Origin of the sequence: Dakarella massiliensis (genome assembly GCF_001182045.1) — a bacterium.
GTDB classification, from domain to species: domain Bacteria; phylum Pseudomonadota; class Gammaproteobacteria; order Burkholderiales; family Burkholderiaceae_F; genus Mesosutterella; species Mesosutterella massiliensis.
The window spans coordinates 473,530-491,401 of sequence record NZ_CVTY01000007.1 but is presented as its reverse complement, the minus strand read 5'-3'; the positions used below and the strand labels follow the sequence as shown (position 1 = coordinate 491,401).

General features: G+C 52.0%; 17 protein-coding genes and 1 tRNA gene. 13 read left to right on the top strand and 5 right to left on the bottom strand.

Annotation, left to right across the window (positions count from 1 at the left end; all coding sequences use genetic code 11):
- Positions 1-71 precede the first annotated feature (71 nt).
- The gene (locus BN1936_RS08545; RefSeq protein ID WP_022442962.1) at positions 72-836 is read left to right on the top strand and encodes a FadR/GntR family transcriptional regulator; all 765 of its coding nucleotides are present in this window, start codon (positions 72-74) and stop codon (positions 834-836) included.
- A 341-nt stretch (positions 837-1,177) separates the two neighbouring features.
- Here the strand turns inward: BN1936_RS08545 and BN1936_RS08540 are convergent, their stop codons facing one another.
- Both BN1936_RS08540 and BN1936_RS08535 read right to left on the bottom strand, forming a co-directional pair.
- Positions 1,178-1,810, bottom strand: a complete 633-nt coding sequence (locus tag BN1936_RS08540) for a LysR family transcriptional regulator substrate-binding protein (protein WP_082164543.1) — start codon at positions 1,808-1,810, stop codon at positions 1,178-1,180.
- A gap of 12 nt (positions 1,811-1,822) precedes the next feature.
- Positions 1,823-2,122, bottom strand: a complete 300-nt coding sequence (locus BN1936_RS08535) for a LysR family transcriptional regulator (protein WP_157274787.1) — start codon at positions 2,120-2,122, stop codon at positions 1,823-1,825.
- A 145-nt stretch (positions 2,123-2,267) separates the two neighbouring features.
- On the opposite strand from BN1936_RS08535, the gene BN1936_RS08530 reads away from it, so the two are divergent.
- The 11 genes from BN1936_RS08530 to rfbD all read left to right on the top strand — a co-directional run bounded on the left by BN1936_RS08530 (position 2,268) and on the right by rfbD (position 14,081).
- On the top strand, positions 2,268-2,891 hold the full coding sequence (locus BN1936_RS08530; RefSeq protein ID WP_049687169.1) for an amidohydrolase family protein: 624 nt from the start codon (positions 2,268-2,270) through the stop codon (positions 2,889-2,891).
- Between the two features lie 210 nt (positions 2,892-3,101).
- Positions 3,102-3,668, top strand: a complete 567-nt coding sequence (locus tag BN1936_RS08525) for a hypothetical protein (protein ID WP_049687168.1) — start codon at positions 3,102-3,104, stop codon at positions 3,666-3,668.
- 90 nt (positions 3,669-3,758) lie between these two features.
- Positions 3,759-5,081 carry a C4-dicarboxylate transporter DcuC gene (dcuC, locus tag BN1936_RS08520; protein ID WP_022442958.1) on the top strand — a complete coding sequence of 441 codons (1,323 nt, stop codon included), beginning with the start codon at positions 3,759-3,761 and terminating at the stop codon, positions 5,079-5,081.
- 446 nt (positions 5,082-5,527) lie between these two features.
- Positions 5,528-6,463: an NAD-dependent epimerase/dehydratase family protein gene (locus tag BN1936_RS08515; protein WP_022442957.1), complete on the top strand. Its 936-nt coding sequence runs from the start codon at positions 5,528-5,530 to the stop codon at positions 6,461-6,463.
- 511 nt (positions 6,464-6,974) lie between these two features.
- Entirely contained in the window at positions 6,975-8,783 is a 1,809-nt protein-coding gene (locus BN1936_RS08505; protein ID WP_407919253.1) for a molybdopterin-dependent oxidoreductase, read from the top strand.
- A 24-nt stretch (positions 8,784-8,807) separates the two neighbouring features.
- Positions 8,808-9,443, top strand: coding sequence for a molybdopterin dinucleotide binding domain-containing protein (locus BN1936_RS11790; RefSeq protein ID WP_232422094.1), 636 nt, complete (start codon positions 8,808-8,810; stop codon positions 9,441-9,443).
- Positions 9,444-9,860: 417 nt separating this feature from the next.
- Positions 9,861-10,685, top strand: coding sequence for a glycosyltransferase family 2 protein (locus BN1936_RS08500; RefSeq protein WP_022442955.1), 825 nt, complete (start codon positions 9,861-9,863; stop codon positions 10,683-10,685).
- 20 nt (positions 10,686-10,705) lie between these two features.
- A complete protein-coding gene (rfbB, locus tag BN1936_RS08495; RefSeq protein ID WP_049687166.1) occupies positions 10,706-11,782 on the top strand; it encodes a dTDP-glucose 4,6-dehydratase in 1,077 nt (358 codons plus the stop codon).
- Positions 11,783-11,793: 11 nt separating this feature from the next.
- A complete protein-coding gene (gene rfbA / locus BN1936_RS08490) occupies positions 11,794-12,687 on the top strand; it encodes a glucose-1-phosphate thymidylyltransferase RfbA (RefSeq protein ID WP_022442953.1) in 894 nt (297 codons plus the stop codon).
- A complete protein-coding gene (gene rfbC, locus BN1936_RS08485; protein ID WP_022442952.1) occupies positions 12,687-13,226 on the top strand; it encodes a dTDP-4-dehydrorhamnose 3,5-epimerase in 540 nt (179 codons plus the stop codon). The genes rfbA and rfbC overlap by 1 nt, the downstream gene beginning before the upstream one ends.
- 3 nt (positions 13,227-13,229) lie before the next feature.
- Positions 13,230-14,081 carry a dTDP-4-dehydrorhamnose reductase gene (gene rfbD, locus BN1936_RS08480; RefSeq protein ID WP_053101847.1) on the top strand — a complete coding sequence of 284 codons (852 nt, stop codon included), beginning with the start codon at positions 13,230-13,232 and terminating at the stop codon, positions 14,079-14,081.
- Between the two features lie 166 nt (positions 14,082-14,247).
- Here rfbD and BN1936_RS08475 read toward each other — a convergent pair.
- Positions 14,248-14,324: transfer RNA gene (locus tag BN1936_RS08475), tRNA-Arg, on the bottom strand.
- Positions 14,325-14,703: 379 nt separating this feature from the next.
- Between BN1936_RS08475 and BN1936_RS08470 the strand changes: the two genes are divergently transcribed.
- Complete coding sequence (locus BN1936_RS08470; RefSeq protein WP_049687165.1) at positions 14,704-15,615, top strand: manganese-dependent inorganic pyrophosphatase; 912 nt, start codon at positions 14,704-14,706, stop codon at positions 15,613-15,615.
- Between the two features lie 82 nt (positions 15,616-15,697).
- On the opposite strand, the gene BN1936_RS08465 is transcribed toward BN1936_RS08470, so the two are convergent.
- Together BN1936_RS08465 and BN1936_RS08460 are read right to left on the bottom strand one after the other, a co-directional pair.
- Complete coding sequence (locus tag BN1936_RS08465; RefSeq protein ID WP_049687164.1) at positions 15,698-16,975, bottom strand: pseudouridine synthase; 1,278 nt, start codon at positions 16,973-16,975, stop codon at positions 15,698-15,700.
- Entirely contained in the window at positions 16,972-17,871 is a 900-nt protein-coding gene (locus BN1936_RS08460) for a LysR family transcriptional regulator (protein WP_022442948.1), read from the bottom strand. Before BN1936_RS08460 ends, BN1936_RS08465 begins: the two co-directional genes overlap by 4 nt.
- Position 17,872 lies beyond the last annotated feature (1 nt).

Sequence of the window (17,872 nt, the reverse complement as noted above, 5' to 3'; positions counted from 1 at the left end):
TACTTTACAAATTAATATTACAAGTTTAAAAAATAATTCCCGCTTGTCTGTAAGACAAGAAAGGAAATGCCATGACTAAACCCGCCCCCTCACTTGGCAACTACGTATATCAGCAGCTGCTCCAGCAGATCTGCGTAGATAACCTGTATGCGATCGGTGCGAAGCTTCCCCCCGAAGAGAGGTTAGCTAAGGAATTCGGCGTGTCGCGTCCGGTTGTGCGTATTGCCCTTGCCCAGCTGCGTACCGAAGGCATCATTCAGTCCCGCCAGGGCTCCGGATCCTATGTGATCCGCACGAGTCAGGGCGCCGTGAAGATTGATCAGGTCGATAACTGGAGCGATATCAACCAATTTTACGGATACCGCGCGCATTTGGAAAGCGAGATCGCAAGACTCGCCGCTGAACGCGCGACCGCGGAAGACCGCGAGCGGATCCAGAAAGCCTATTACCACGTGGTGGACGACTACTATAAGAACACCACCGGTGAGGCTTCCAAGGAAGAGGAAAGCGATATGGACCGCGACTGCGCGTTTCATCTCGCAATCGCCGCGGCTGCTCACAATCATTTCTACTATGAGAGTCTGGAAAGGCTTCTCTCTGAGATGAAACAGAGCATGTTCCTGATTACAAAGATCTTTGAAGCGCATAAGAAGCGTCATGTTGAGATTCTGACCGAAGAACACGGCTGGGTTCTCAATGCAATTCTTTCAGGGAATGCCACGCAGGCGAGCGCCGCAATGCTCCTCCACATCCAGAACGCTCGCGATTCGATCATGCCGAATAAGCAGGCGGCTCAGGTTCAGGGGCTAACCGAAAGGACCTCTGTCCTCGCTTAACAGCGTCATCATCCGCAAGTACAGGAAACCTCTCTTCGGAGAGGTTTTTTGTGTATTAAAAAAACATCTTTTAGCCCGGCGTTCAACTTATTAAAAAGATGTTAAGTTGTAAAATTAAATATAAATAAAAATTATTAATTATTATTAATAACCGGGTAAAAATTGATGAAAGATCAAATTAAAGCGTGTTTTATTTAATGCTGTAAAACAACTTATTTATATTTCATGTCTAATACCCTGTTATTAAACAATTAATTGTTGCTTTTTTGAATCAGTGAGAATTATGCGGCTGAGACTTCCGTTACATCTTTGATCTCAAAGAAAGAAATTTACTATCAGTATCAGAGCCATTCGGCATCTTTCTGTTCATCTTCCGGAAGATTCAGAACCTCTGTCACTGTCCGATAAAAAAGCTTGGTCGGTGTGGAAACATAGCGGCCATGTTTCTTTACGAGGCAGAGTCGGCTTTCGTGAAGTTCACTGCCAAGGGAAAAGAGAGCCAGGGGAAGACTGAGCAGTTGATCTTTTATGGTTTCCGGGACCAGCGCAGCGCCGACACCAGCCGCGACCAAGGCAGGAACCGTTGTGATGGATTGGGTTTCCAGGGGCACCCGGGGTTCTATCGAAAACTTTCGGCAGAGTGACTCAAAGTAGTTATGGAATGCCTGGCCCGGTTTCATGATGATGAACGGCGTATCCCGAAGCGAGGCAAAAGAAATCTCGGGAAGCGGGAATTGCGCTGGATGAGGCTGATTTCTGGCAAGCGGGTGGGTGAGCGGCAGAGCGATCCAGACGGCCTCGTGGGTGACAACTACGGAGTCGAGTTCAGAAGTCACCATCGGCGATACAACAAAACCGCAGTCTGCGGCGCCGGACGCTACAGCATCGGCGATTCCTTTTGTGGTCCCTTCCGTAATCCGGAGCTGGATCTTGGGAAAGCGTCTCGCGAATTCCGGCAGAATCCGGCTGAGGATGGTTTCAGACCGCTAGGGAGTGGAGCCAATCAGCAGTTCGCCAGCCGCTCCTCCCTGAAGGTCCTCTAGATACTGTTCACGCTCGCGGCGGATCGCGTCAATTCTCCTCTCGGTCTCAAGAAAGTACCGTCCTTCCGGCGTCAGCACCCAGGGTGACTGCGATCGGTCGAAGATCGTAATGCGGTGTTCCTCTTCAAGCCGTTTTACGAATTGGGAAAGCGAAGGCTGTGCAATGAAATACTGGCGGGAGGCTTCCGCAATGGAGCCAGTTTTAAGAATCGCCTCTAAATGATGAAGAATTCGGCTTCGCATGAAGAGTACTCCGGAAAGGAATGAATTAGGAAGTTTCATAATTATTCCTCATACAAAAAGTATTAGCCAAAAGAATTAGCTATCTCTAGCATTTCTCAAATAAAACAGCAGGGAAGAGCCGCTGTGTCCCGTAGAGGAAGAGAAAATGCTGGATTTGCTGATCAAGGGCGGTCGGGTTGCAGATTGGAAGAACCATATCGACCGCGTCCTGAACCTGGGGGTTAAGGACGGAAAGATTGCGTATTTGGGGACTGACGTTCCGGCAGCCGCTCGGATTATTGAAGCGGATGGTCTGATCGTCATTCCGGGTGTTATCGACAGTCATATGCATGCGAGTTCCTGGCTCGGGGGAAGTTCAGCGTTCCGCATGATGGCTAAAGCCGGTGTCACGACCGCGATGGAAATGGCGGGTCCCCTTGAAACGGTCTTTGATGGCATGAAGCGGGAAGGAGCAGGGCTCACGATCGCAGTGCTGCAGCAGCTGAAGCCCGGGCTCAATATTTCAGGAACGGATCCCTCGGATGACGAGCTGAATCGGGCGATCCAGGAGTCTCTGAAATCCGGTGCTTATGGGGTGAAACTCCTTGGCGGGCACTATCCCATGACCCCGGACGCGATGAAGCGCCTGATCCGGATCTGCTGCGACTCGTATACGTTCCTCGCTATTCACGCGGGTTCCACCGAGCATGGATCTAATCTTGAAGGAGTTCGGGAAGTTATTGCGGCAGCCGAAGGCCGCCCGTTTCATCTTGCCCATATCAATGCCTAGTGCCGCGGCAATGTCGCGCCGCTTGAGGACGAAATACGGGAAACCGCAGATCTTCTCAGCCGTCACCCGGAGATTGAGACGGAGTCCTACCTCTCTCCTATCAACGGCTGCAGCGCCAAATGCCGGGATGATGTTCCGGAAAGCGGCGTTACGAGGTCATGCCTTAAAAGTCACGGGTATGACATCAGTGCGGAAGGAATTCTGAAAGCGGTGGCTGACGGTTATGCCGCGGTCCACGAAGTGGTGGATGGATTTGTCACGCTGGCAAATCCCGAGAAGGGAATTGAGATCCTGAAAGCCCGCGGTATGGATGTTCCGGTGAGTTTCAAAGTAAATCCGGCCTTGTCGCGGTTCTATTTCGCTACGCAGAAGAAACAGGACGGAACCTTTCTCGTCAATTCCTTCTGTACCGACGGCGGCGGTATTCCCCGAAATGTCATTCTGAAAAACGGGCTGCTGCTTGTTGATTTCGGGGCGATCACGCTGCAGGAATTCGTTCTGAAGTCGAGCTTTGAGACGGCCTGCCGACTGGGGCTGGCAGACAAGGGACACTTCTCAGCCGGAGCCGATGCCGATATTACGATCGCGGACCCTGTATCAAGAGAGGCCGTTTCGACCTTTATTGCCGGACAGCCTGTGCTCGAAGAGGGAAAGGTTGTGGGGAGAGGCGGAACCATCGTGACGACATCTTACGGAGAGGATGCGGTACGGCGTTTTGGTCTCCCATCCAGAGCGGTGGATGTCAGAACACTGCTTAAAACCCGCTGGAGTCACTGAAAAAAATCAACCGATGTAAGAGAGAAGCAAAACGGCAGCCGATTCCGAATTTTCCGGGCTGCCAAAAAATTAATACCAGGAGAACACATCATGATCTGGATTGGATTGGCAATAGTCATTCTGACCTTCTATCTGATTTATAAGAATTACGAGGCAAGACTGGTTCTGGCGCTGTCAGGCATTCTGATGGCCGGGATCGGCTGGCTCGCCGCGGGATCCAATGTCACGATCGGCACCGCGGTGGATGCCTTTGTGAAGCAGCTGGTGAATGGCGGACTCGTGCCGACCATCGTGACCGTGATGGGATTCGGCGCTGTGATGACTTACACGCACTGCTCTGATCATCTCGTTAATGCGCTCGTGAGACCTCTGACTCATGTGCCGGCGATTGTGATTCCAGGGGCTGCCATCATCACCTGGCTTCTGAATATCGTGCTACCGTCAGCTGCGGGCGTTGCAGCCGCGGTTGGCGTGCTTCTGATTCCTTCTCTTATTGCTCTTCGCGTGAACCCGGTGATGGCAGCGGCCGCCGTGTTCCTTGGGACCTGGGGCTCCGCGATCAGCCCGGGGCTGATGTTCAACCCGCAGGTGGCGGATATTGCGTTCAAGGCGGGTGAGATTTCGTCACCTGACGCGATGATCGTGATTTTCAGCGAAGCGCTCCCCGCGGCCTGCGGCGCGGTGGTTGCCGCGATCACGCTTGCGATTCTCAGTCACTTCATCAAGGAAGGAGTCGGAACTGCTGATTTCCGTCCTGAAGACTCCCAGGTGGACCTGAAGAATTTCCATATCAACCCGATCATGGCAGTCATTCCGATTGTCCCGCTTTTCCTTCTGGTGATTGCCTCGAAGGAAGTGGGCTGGCTTCCGACCAAAACCTTCTCGGTTCCGGTCTGCATGCTGATCGGTACGGCTCTTGGCCTGATTGTCGCCATCCTGCATAAACAGGATCCGGGCGAAGTGTCAAAACAGTTCTGCAAGGGAGCGGGGGATGGATTCAATAATGTGGTGATCCTGATCGCTGCGGCGTCCCTTTTCGCGGCCGGTATGAAGTCGATCGGTCTTACCGGTTCCCTGATTGACGCGATGAAAGGGTCGCAGTCAGTCGCTATGGCGTCAGCTGTTCTTGGACCGTTCATCATGGCCATTGTCTGCGGATCAGGAAATGCGGCAGCCCTCGCTTTCAATGAAGCGATCACGCCTCATGCGGCTGATTTCGGTATGACCATTGTTCAGCTTGGTGCGGTCGCTCAGCTTTCTGCTGGTATCGGCCGCACGATTTCCCCGATTGCCGGTGGTCTGATTGTTCTCTGCGGCATCGCGCATGTGAATCCGATGGAAGTGGTGAAGCGCACGGCGCTTCCCTGTGTCCTTGCCTTGATTGTGGTAACCGCCGGAATGTACTTCTTCTAAAAATCCTTAACCGGCACACAGAGTGAGCGGTCCCAGGAGCCATTTCCCGGGACCGTTTTTTTTAGAAAGCCTTAAAACCGGGATCATTCCGGATATCATTGAAAAGTGCAGATCCTTTCCTCAAGGGGGCTGAGAAGAATCGTTATTTCACGGGATGATTTTTACCCCGGATAAGGTCGGGCAGAAGGATTTTTACTGCTTACCCGCTTTGTTGGAATGTAAAAATGCTGACTGTGTCTGCTAAGAATGGTAGTTTGCTTTGTATTTCAAATAAAAATCAACAATATGATAATCCTTACTCACTCCATGGATTTAATATTTCACGACAGATTTTGAAGCTGAAATGAAGTCTATTCGTGCTTACGTGAAAAATATAATTGCTGTTGGATTTTAGCTCTATGTATTTATTTTTAAGGAAGTTTAATATATAGGGATAGGATATTGTTATGAAATGTCTGATACTGGGCGGCACTGGTTTTTTAGGAATAAATTTAGCCAAACTACTGATAAGTTTGGGGGATGACGTAACAGTTTTTGGTTCGGGGAAAAATAAAGATTTTCTTGACTATGGCTTAAAGGCTAAGTTTGTTTACGGAGACTTTAAAGACAAAAATTTAATAGACAGCCTGTGCAGAAATGGATTTGATTACATTTTCCATTTAATCAGTACAACCAAGCCTTCTAATTTAGACCCATATTCCGAATTCACGGATAATGTCCTCCCGACTGTCAATCTTTTGGAATCGGCAAAAAATTCAAGAGAATTGAAAAAGATTATATTTATATCTTCAGGAGGTACGGTGTATGGAGTGCCGGAAAAGCTTCCGATAACAGAAGAGCATGATTGCAATCCCATATCCTTGTATGGCATTCAGAAACTGACGATTGAGAATCTTTTTTTCTATTACCACCACCAATACGGTCTTAATTATCAATCACTCCGGCTTTCAAACCCTTATGGCCCGGGGCAGCCGGCATATTCCAATCAGGGTGTTATCGCTAATTTCCTGCGGAAAGCTATTCTTGATGAACCTATAGAAATATGGGGAACGGGCGAAGTTATACGGGACTTCATATATATTTCCGATGTATTGGAAGCATGTAAGGCCTGTATGAATTATTCAGGTGATCACACCGTATTTAATATAGGGTCCAGCCAGGGAGCATCTCTTCTCCAGATTATCGGATATATAGAAAAGATCCTGAATAAAAAAGTGGAAATTGTATTTAAAGAAGGACGAAAACAGGATGTACCGGCAAATGTATTGGATATCACTCTTGCCCGGAGGGAGCTGAATTGGAGGCCTGAGATTGAGCTGCCGCATGGCATAAGACTGATGTTTAATTCCTGGTCGGCTTCAAAGCATAAATTTATGATTTAACTTTCACACGTAAAAAGACCGGCCGACGGTGCTGATCAGTGCTGAACCATCCTCAGAGCAAAGCAATTTAAAACAGCTGGTAAAAATTCGCTGGGACGTTTGGATAGGTAGTTCCAATGCATTAGTGGGAGTCTTTACGCGCTTCAAATGTAACAATTCATTTCTGAATCTTCCATGCGCACAGACTAAAACACGCCCGATTTTATCATCACGATTTTCAGGTCAATAAAACTGGTATACCTGAATTTCTGTGCTACTAATAGAGAAAGCTGGGACAGAAAGCTGAAATTTATCTCCCTTAAGGAATGGATTTGAAAATAATTAAATTTAATCAATCATATAAATAAAATATAAAAAGATATCTGAGCCGTTCTGAATATAAAAATATACTATAGAAATACAGCTTTTTATAGAAGCTATATGCATCACGGTAAATGACGTAAATTCCCGCTATTCGTTTTAAGACTATTTGTAATTGTATAGCGATATATGTGCATAACGGCTCTTCTTTATTGAGTTTGAGAGCCCGAAAGAGCATCCCGGGTATCCTGCCGCAAAAGAGAGTGCGGCCATCTTCCCGGAGAATCCGCTTCCGGAATCAGATCTTTCTCTTACGGGTTCATTTAATCTCGGGAAGGCCCAGCTGAACGAAGGTGAATCGATCACGGCTTTCCGCTGGGGCATTGTCCGCCCGGTAGTGAAGGGCGGCCGTATTGTGGGCTGCAAGCCGTTTGAGCATGACTATCAGCCTTCGGTCAACCTTCAGGGGATTGCGGAAATGCCGTATTCCACGGCCCGTATCCGTTATCCGATGGTGCGTGAGTCCTACCTGAAGAATGGCCCGGCTTCCCGCGCGACACGCGGTGACGAAAATGAAAAGTGGGTTCGGGTTTCCTGGGATAAGGCCCTTGAACTCGCAGCCAAAGCAATCCGCGATACCTATGACAACTATGGCCCGTCCGCGGTTTACGGTTCCTCATACGGCTGGATGTCAACCGGGAAGCTCAACGCCGCTATTCCGTGTCAGCATCGTCTTCTGAACCTGATGGGTGGTTTCGTCGGACGTCGCAACAGCTATTCGTCCGCGGCTGTAAACACGATCTTCCCCTATGTGGTTGGTTCGGGGAATCCCCGTTCCACGACATGGGATGTGGTGATCCGAGATTCGGAGCGCGTCGTTTTCTGGGGCTGTGACCCTGTCGTGACGAATGATATTGACTGGTACACGACGCTCCACAACTACGCCGGTTACCTCCGTGCCCTGAAGAAGAAGGGGACGAAAACCATTTCCGTGAATCCAGTTGAAACGGATACGGGAGAATACATGGGGTCTGAGTGGATTCATCCGAATCCCGGCACTGATCCGGCTGTGATGGCGGCCATGATTTACGAACTGGACGCCACGGGTAAGATCGATAAGGCTTTCCTCGACAAATACACCTATGGCTGGGTTGAACTCCGCCGTTACATTGTGGGTGAAGAGGATGGCGTCAAAAAGACACCTGAATGGGCTGAAAAGATCTCCGGCGTGCCCGCGGCTAAGATCCGCTCCTTTGCGCACGAAGTACAGGAACATCGCACGATGTTCATGATCGGCTGGGGTATTCAGCGTATTGATTTCGGCGAGCAGAGCCACTGGATGCTGGCGGCACTTTGCTCGGTGCTTGGACAGATCGGCCTTCCGGGCGGCGGACTCGGCACCAATTATCACTATTCGTCCGGCGGTTCCCCGCTCAGCGAAGCGCCGTTTATGAGCCAGATTCCGAGCAGCGTGAAGCCGGTTCGCCCGGTGACAAAGCCCTGGAAGGGCAGCAAGGTTCTCCCTGTGGCTGCCGTGACGGATGCGCTGCTGCATCCCGGTAAGGTCATTGATTATGACGGCAAGAAGGTTACCTATCCGGAATTCCATCTTGTAATGTGGGCTGGCGGCAATCCTTTTGTCCATCATCCGGATACGAATCAGCTTGCCAAGGCTTTCAAAAAGCCGGATACCGTGATCGTGACGGATATCGTCTGGACAGCTACAGCGCGGCACGCGGATATCGTGCTTCCCGCCTGCACAGCGTTTGAACACAACGACATCACGAATATCGGTACCTCTTCCAATGATGGTTTTGTTGCCATGAAGCAGGCAATTGAACCTCAGTGGGAATCGAAGCCTGATTATGAGATTTTCTCAGCGCTCGCTGACAAGCTTGGCATTAAGCAGGCCTACACGGAAGGGCGCTCCCAAATGGATTGGATCCGCAAGTTCTATAACGACGCGCGCCAGATGGGAGCGAATCTGGGTCAGAAGATGCCGGACTTTGATACCTTCTGAAAGAAGGGGTATCTCCTCTTCCCGGTGACTGAAGAGAACCGGAATTATGTGGCGTTTGCCGATTTCCGGGCAGATCCTAAGGCTCATCCTCTCTCTACCGAATCCGGAAAGATTCAGCTCTTCTCCCCGAAGATTGCCGGCTACCACTATAACGACAGCCTGGGGCATCCGACCTATTTCCAGCCGACTGAGGGTGTTGCCACAGCGACGAAGGAATTCCCGCTTGCCCTGATGGCCTGCAAGAGTCGTTACCGCATGCATAGTCAGCTTGACTGCACGGCCACCCGTCTCCGTGGAACGATTGAAGACCGGGAGCCTGTTTGGATCAATCCGAAGGACGCCAAGGCCCGCGGCATTCAAAACGGTGATATCTGCCTCGTAAAGAGCCGCCGCGGTCAGATTCTAGCCGGAGCCGTTCTTACGGATCGGATTATCCCGGGTGTTATCGTGGTGCATCACGGCGGATGGTTCAATCCCCGTCAGACAGCTCATGGGGTTGTGGACGTTCGAGGCAACTCGAACACTCTGGTGCTCGATAAGCCGACCTCCAAGCTTGCCCGCGGCAATCTGGCGTCAACCGCCAATGTCGAGGTGTCGCTCTGGAAGGGCGCTGTACCTGAGGTGACCGTGTACGATCAGCCGCCCCGGACCATCGTGTAACAAAACTGACCGCTGAAAGGCGGGTATCAGGTTAGACGGTCGGCAAAAGCCCCGAAGATTTTCTTCGGGGCTTTTGAATGCTGACTAAGTGTTTGAATACGTAAATGTTCTGATAATATTTTCCGGTTATCAAGAATGTTTTATCGGTAATCAGATTCTTCAGGAAATATCGGTTAACCCGCATTTTGTAATTCTTATTATTACTTAGTCTTAAGCTGTAAAAAGCAGTATCATTACGATAAATTATTTACCGGAAATAGCTGACCTCCTATAAGATCAGTCTCAGTCGGGCGATTCAGATTTGAGCGGGTCTCAGTTGTTCAGCAGACGCATCCTGCAGAGGATGGACCTGCAAGGACCAAAACCGCCGAAAGCGAAGGTGCCTTTCCCAGCCAAACAGACTAATTGGAATTCTGAATGCCTAAAATTTCGGTTCTGACCCCTCTCTACAATACGGAACCCGATCAGCTGAAAGAAATGATTGAGTCCGTTCTGGCTCAGTCATTCAGTGATTTTGAGTTTCTGCTCCTGAATGATTCTCCGGACAATGCTGAGCTTGAAAGTCTCGTGAAGGGATTTTCCGATCCGCGGATCCGGTTCTTCAGCAATGAAGAAAATCTGGGGATTTCTGAGAGCCGGAATAAGCTTCTCGGGCTCGCTTCCGGCGACTATATCGCCATTCTGGATCATGACGATATCTGTTACCCGACCCGTCTGGAAAAAGAAGCAGCTTACCTTGATTCCCACCCCGATGTTGGAGTCTGCAGCAGCTGGGCAGATGAGATTCCCAGCGGCCGGATGCTCAGAGTTCCTGAAAGTAACGAAGATATTAAGAGAGGACTTCTCTCTGACTGTGCAGTGATTCATTCGGCGGCCATGATCCGCAAGGATGTACTGCTGAAAAATCACATCCGGTGGGAAGCGGTTTACTCACCAGCCGAAGATTACATGCTGTGGGTGAAACTGATGGAGGTGACGATGTTCCATAACCTCCAGGAACCGCTGCTTAAATACAGGAATACGCCTGACAATACGACCCACAAAAAATCTGATCTGATGGAAGATCGGGCTAACGTGGTCAGGAGTTATGCGATCAGAACGTATCCATACTTTTTGCTGCAGCATGACAGAAAAAGATGGGTCTACCTGTTCGGAAAAATTCCTTTTCTCAAAGTTAAAAATTATGGTTCCAAGTCCGAGTATCTGCTCTTTGGGATCCTCAAGATCTGGACCATTCTGTAGCAATTGTTAGTGGAGCAAGCATGAAGACACTGTTGGTAACCGGAGGAGCCGGTTTTATTGGTTCCTGTTTCGTTCTTCAGAGAATTGCCGCGGGCGACAAAGTTATTAATCTCGATAAGCTCACCTATTCCGGCAACCTGATGAATCTGAAGGATGTCGAGAGCAATCCGAACTACGTGTTTATCCACGGCGATATCGGTGACGAAAAGCTGCTGCGGAAGATTCTTCCTGAATATCAGCCGGACGCGGTGGTGAACTTCGCCGCGGAGAGCCACGTTGACCGGTCCATTGTTGATCCGGACTCCTTTGTCCGCACCAATGTGATGGGCACCAGCATCCTGCTTCGCTGCGTGAAAGACTGGTGGAACGGCCTTGAGGCGGAAAAGAAGAGCGCTTTCCGCTTCCATCACATTTCGACAGACGAAGTGTTCGGGACGCTTTCCATGACGGATCCGGCCTTTACGGAAGAAACCAAGTTCGCGCCCAACAGCCCGTACTCCGCTTCCAAGGCGTCGAGTGATCATTTTGTCCGTGCTTTTCATGAAACGTATGGTCTGCCGACTGTGATTACGAATTGCTCGAATAATTACGGTCCCCGCCAGTTCCCTGAAAAACTGATTCCTCTGATGACCCTGAACGCAATTCAGGGGAAGCCTCTCCCGATTTATGGATCGGGTGAAAACATCCGCGACTGGCTGCATGTGGAAGATCACTGCGAAGCGATTTACGACGTGCTGACCCGCGGCCGGGTGGGCGAAACCTATAACGTGGGCGGCCGCTCGGAGCGTAACAACATCACGATTGTCACGAAGATCTGTGAGATTCTGGATGAGCTTCGTCCGCGAGAGGACGGCAAGTCTTATAAGGAACAGATCACGCACGTTGCTGACCGTATGGGGCATGACCTTCGCTACGCGATCGACTGCTCGAAGATTGAGCGGGAACTTGGCTGGACGCCGAAGCATCAGTTTGAAGATGGGCTCCGCGAGACCATTGAGTGGTATCTCAATAACAGTGAATGGGTTGAGTCCATTCAGACCGGCGAATACAAGAACTGGCTTAAGACCAATTACGGCAGCAGAAACGAGCTGTCCTGAAGGAGCTGATTGTGGAAAACAACAAGAATAAATGGCGCGGCATTGTGCTTGCCGGCGGATCCGGAACGCGTCTTTATCCGCTCACGCGCAGCGTCAGCAAGCAGCTGATGCCGGTTTACGACAAGCCGATGATCTTTTACCCGATATCAGTTCTGATCAAAGCGGGTATCCGCGAGATTGCCATTATTACGGCTCCGGATCAGCAGCACCTTTTCAAGGAACTGCTGAAGGACGGTTCCCAGTGGGGCTGCTCCTTTACTTACGTTGTCCAGGAGAAGCCGGCAGGGCTCGCTCAGGCGTTTACGCTCTGCGAGGACTTCATCAAGGGCTACCACACGTGCCTGATTCTTGGAGACAACCTGTTCTTTGGACACGGGCTCGCTGAGATGCTGGAGCGCGCGATGAGCCGGGATCACGGAGCTACGGTGTTCGGTTATCACGTGACGGATCCGGAGCGCTATGGCGTTGTTGAGTTTGATGATCAGCATCGGGCTATCAGCATTGAAGAAAAACCGAAGCACCCGAAGTCGAACTTCGCCGTAACCGGGCTTTATTTCTATGATCCTGACGTGCTCGAAATCGCGAAGCAGGTGAAGCCGTCCGCCCGAGGGGAACTGGAAATCACGGATGTCAATAAGGCCTATCTTGAACGCAAGGATCTTTGCGTTGAACTGATGTCGAGGGGCATTGCCTGGCTTGATACCGGGACACATGAATCCCTGCTTGAAGCGGCCATGTTTATTCACGCGGTTGAGTCCCGTGAAGGGCTGATGATTGCCTGCCCGGAAGAGATCGCCTGGAGGAAGGGCTACATTTCGAGTGAACAGGTTGCTGAACTGGCAAAACCGATCGCAAAGAATCACTACGGTCAGTATCTGCTGAACTTGATCGAAGGAGATAAATAATGGAAGTCGTAAAGACACCGATCGAAGGCGTGCTGCTTATCAAGCCTCAGGTCTTCGGCGATCAACGCGGGTATTTTGTCGAAACCTGGCAGAAGGAGCGTTACGAAGCCGCAGGCATCAATCTGCCCTTTGTTCAGGACAATCACTCCAAGTCCACGAAGGGGATTCTCCGCGGTCTCCATTTCCAGAAGCAGCATCCGCAGGGGAAGCTCGTTATGGTGTCTCTTGGAGAAGTGTTCGATGTGGCGGTGGATATCCGTAAGGGATCTCCCACCTTTGGCAAATGGTTTGGAGCCATTCTGAACCAGGAAAATCAGAATCAGCTCTGGATTCCGCCGGGAATGGCGCACGGATTTGTCGTGCTGAGTGATGTCGCGCATTTCCACTATAAGTGCACGGACTTCTATCACCCGGGAGATGAAGGCTCAATCCGCTGGAATGACCCGACGATTGGGATTGACTGGCCCTATAAGAAAGAACCGGTTCTGTCTGCAAAAGATCAGATCGCTCCGTTCTTCAAGGACGCCCTGGAGTTCTGACCGATGAAAGTACTGATTACCGGCGCGGATGGCATGCTCGGCCGTACCCTGCAGCATGAGCTGCAGGGGGTCGAAGTGATCCCAACCAATCACAAAACAGCGGATATCACGGATGCCGCCGCCTTTGATCGGTGCCTTGCTCTCCATAAGCCCGACGTCGTGATTCACTGCGCAGCCATGACAGCCGTTGATAGGTGCGAAACTGAAATTGATCAGGCTTACCGGATCAATGCGGTCGGCACCGAAAATGTGGCCTCTGCCTGCTACCGCCACGGCGCGAAGCTGATTGCCATCTCAACAGATTATGTGTTTGAGGGCGATTCGCCCGTTCCCTATACGGAATTCGATGCTCCGACAGGCGGTCACTGCGTATACGGTCAGAGCAAATGGGCGGCCGAGCAGGCCGTGAGAACTCACTGCCCGAACCATATTATTGCCCGCGTCTCCTGGCTTTACGGTCCCGGCGGTCCGAGTTTCCTCGATAAGATGCTTTCTCTTGCGGATGGTACCCGCGAGGTTCTGAAGGTCGTGAATGATCAGAGGGGCAATCCGACGAGCACGATCGCTGTCGCCCAGGCCCTGAATGAGCTTCTCCGTCATCCGGAGCTGGTGGGAACCTATCACCTCACCTGCGAAGGAGAGGCGACCTGGTACGATTTCGCATGCCGGATTTTTGAGCTCGCGCATGTGAAGCAGAAGGTGATTCCCTGCACATCTGAAGAGTTCCGGTCTCCTGCGAAGCGTCCGGCAAATTCCCGCCTGGCGAAGAAGAAGCTTGAATACACACTGAACTACAAGATGCCGAGCTGGGACACGGCGCTTGCGGATTATCTGACGCGGTTTTATACGAAGTAACTGAGGTCAGGCGCTAAAGTGCTGAGAGGCTGATTCACTCATTGTGGGTCAGCCTTTTATTTTTTCGGGATTCAGAAAAGGCGGAAGGTCAGTTTTGAAAGAATAAAGGCTTCGGGCATGAAAAAATCCCAGACAGCGGAACTATCTGGGATTTCCTGAATTCGTTTGGTGCGCCCGGTAGGATTCGAACCCGCGACCCCCTGGTTCGTAGCCAGGTGCTCTATCCAACTGAGCTACGGGCGCAACTCAGAATTGAAATATTACACATGAAAATTAAAAAAGGCAAATTTTTTTGAGGCTGTTTTTTGATTTAACGTCTTCATTGTTGATTTAATTAGAAAGTGCGCTTTAGAAGGACGCCGCTGTTTCGCCTGAAGAATGAATGAGGGCGGGGTGAGATAACCCATTCATGCGTCACGCCTTATGAGAGCGGCAGGGAACGGGCGGATAGGAGGTATCCATCAGTTTTCTGAGACAATTCAGAGCTCACGCCGACTTCAATACGGGGCTATCCTTCATGACACAAGCCGGGCGGTGTTGTACTATTCTTCAATTACACACTGCAAACAGGGGACGCGTCCGACTGTCCCCAGTCCCCATCTTTTTTCGAGGTTAGTTAGTCATGACCGCTTTGGTTCTAGGCCACAAGAATCCGGATACCGATTCCATCGTTTCTGCACTGTCCGCCACGTATCTCTACCGCGCCCGCGGCATTGATGCTGTTTCCGGCGCTCAGGGTGATCCTTCTCCCGAAACCGCTTTTGTGCTGAAGCGCTTCGGTCTCAAGGCTCCGGAAGTGGTGCATTCGGTCGAAGGCCGCGAGGTTTATCTCGTCGATTACTCCGATCTTGCCCAGGCTCCGGATGACTTCCCGAAGTGCCGTCTGCTCGGCATCATCGATCACCATAAGCTCGGCGACGTGACGAGCGACTACCCGCTCGAATGCTGGATTCAGCCGGTTGGCTGCAGCAACACGATTGTGAAGCTGATGTACGACTACTACAAGGTTGAAGTGCCGAAGGATATCGCCGGTGCCATGCTCTGCGCGATTCTTTCTGACACGGTGCTGTTCCGCAGCCCGACCTGCACGCCGACGGATATCCGCGCCGCGAAGGAACTCGCTGCTATCGCTGGTGTCGATAATATCGAAGCGCTCGGCATTGAAACGTTCAAGGCCGGCAGCAATCTCGACGCCACCCCGCGCGACCTCGTGTTCCGCGACTACAAGGACTTCGATATGAACGGCAAGAAGGTCGGTATCGGCCAGCTTTCCCTCATTTCGCTTGACCTTATCACGCCGGAACTGAAGGCCCAGCTCGCTGCTGAGCTGAAGGAAGTGAAGGCTGAAGGCCGCGACACTGTTCTGCTCGTTCTGACGGACATCATGAAGGAAGGTTCCGAGCTTCTGATGGAGTCTGACGACGCTGATATCGTCCGCGTCGCCCTGAAGCCGGACGCGAACGGCTGGATGGCTGGTGTCATGAGCCGTAAGAAGCAGGTTGTTCCGCCGCTTCAGCTCGCCTTCAAGGCTTAATCAGCGATCCTGGTATCAGGAATTCTGATTTCATCCCGCAGGGTTTTGGCTCTGCGGGATTTTTATTTCCGGCGATGCGATCTCAGAGAAGAGAACTGAATCCGGAATTTTTCCTCACCGTGACGGGTTTTCCGTCAGATACCCGGGGGAAGGTCAGTTCCCCGAGGTGCAGATAAAGCCTCGGTTCCTGGAGTTCTAGGAGACCCTTCTTTCCATAGAGCGCGTCCCCGAGGATCGGGCATCCGAAGCCCAACGCCATATGGATCCGGAGCTGGTGTGTGCGCCCGGTCTCAGGATGCAGTCGGACGAGTGTACGGGCGAATCCACGGTGTTCACTCACCGCGATGATCTCTGCGGCAGATTTCGCGCTCTTTCCACGGTTGGATTCCGAGAGCACGATTTGCCTCGGAAGATCGAACGGATCTCCGCCAAGGGGAAGCTGGAGGGTCTTCACACTTCCCGAACCTCCTGCTGCGCCTTCGAGAATTGCGGAATAGGTTTTTCGGGTCAGCCGTGAAGCAAAAGCGTCCGAGAGGCTTGCTGCTGCCGCGGCGTTTTTGGCGAAGAGCAACACACCAGATGTTCCCTGATCAAGCCGGTGAACGGTGTAAAGCGGGCCAGTCTCTTCTTCGAGAACCGATTTCATGCTGATCGGCTCAAGAACCCCAGGGACCGACGGGATACCTGAGGGTTTCAGGATCGCGATCGAATCCTGATCTTCGTACAGCACTTCGAAGTCTGGATTTTTCCCGAGACTGAATGGGATTCTCGGAGTCTGCTCGACATCTGGCATCAGAGCGGCTATGAGCGGACGCGTGAATGTCCGAACCGGATAGGGCGCGCCAACCGTTCGGGCTTCAAATGAGAACGGGGTTCCTGCCCGCGTTTCAAGGAGCTCAACCGGACGCCAATCGCGGAAGTGTTCTCTCCAGGTATTGATGACGGACACGGGAGCGCTCTGGAGTTCCCGCAGGATAGCGCCGTGCCAGAGATTCTGATTCCTTCCCGGCTTAGCGGCCCAGGAGGGAGCGGAGTGTTCGAAAAAGAGGGATAAATCAACCCTTCGTCCACCCGCCGTCTCCACCGGAGTCTCTGGGTTCAGGCGCCCTCCGGATTCTTCAAGATTCCGATAAAAGGTGCCCCATGAGATTGCGGCCGGAGGCATTCCGGCATTCTCCGGGAACCCCTCGTCCGAAAGCGCTGTGAGAATCCGGGTGCTCCCGTCCTTTTCAAGCAGAAGCCCGGCACCCCTCATGGGGCGATTAGTCGATTGGGCGAGCTCCTGGAGCCGGGACGCGAGGTCAGGATTCGGAGGAACCGATTCCGGCATACGGAAGCGTTCTGAGAGGTTCTCCGTCATGAGGCGATTCCTCTTTGCTTAAGCCAGGGAACCAGAAAGCGAAGGAAAGACCGGGCCGGGGAGGCGAGGCGGTTACCGGCGTAATACGCGTAACCTGAGCTCGGCATTGTGAGATCCGGAAGGATCTGCGTCAGTTTCCCGGACTGAAGGGCGTCAGACACCGCCCAGCGGCTTCTCAGAATAACGCCGAGACCAGCCTCAGCCCATCGGGTTGCAGTTTCACTTGAATTCGTGCGGAGTGTTGACTGAAAGCGGATTCGGACAGCGCCGTTTTTTCCTTTCAGCTCCCAGATGTTTCCGGGCAGACGGTCCTCATCGATTGAAATCGCGGGGAGTTTCGCGAGATCCGCGGGTGACGTGACGGAGCCTCCGGTTTTTTGAAGCAGGGAAGGAGATGCGCAAAGGATACGGTCATTCCGGAAGAGGCGCTTGGCGTGAAAACGGCTCTCGGGGAGCTCTCCGATATGAATGACAAGATCGAGTCCGGACTGAACAGGATCGAGAGGGGGATCGGAGAGGAGGAGGGTGAGTTCGATTTCAGGATTCTCGGCGGCAAATTCTGCTGCCGCGAGGCTGAGAACCCGTTCTCCGAACCCCCAGCTGCAGTTGATGCGAAGCTTTCCCTTCAGAGATCCCCGCGCAGACGTCACGGCGTCTTCAAGAGCGGCAATCCGTTCCAGGATGTCGTCCGCGCCCGCGAGAAACCGCTTTCCTTCCCCGGTAAGCGCCATCCCGCGGGTATTGCGGAGCACCAGGGGGCAGCCTAACCGGGTTTCCAGCGCGGCGAGCCGGCGCGACACAGCGCCAGCGGTCAGTCCGAGACGGCGCGCTGCCTCAGAAAGACTTCCGCTTTTCGCGATCGCGGAGAAGAGTTCAAGATCAGTTGCCCGGCTCAAA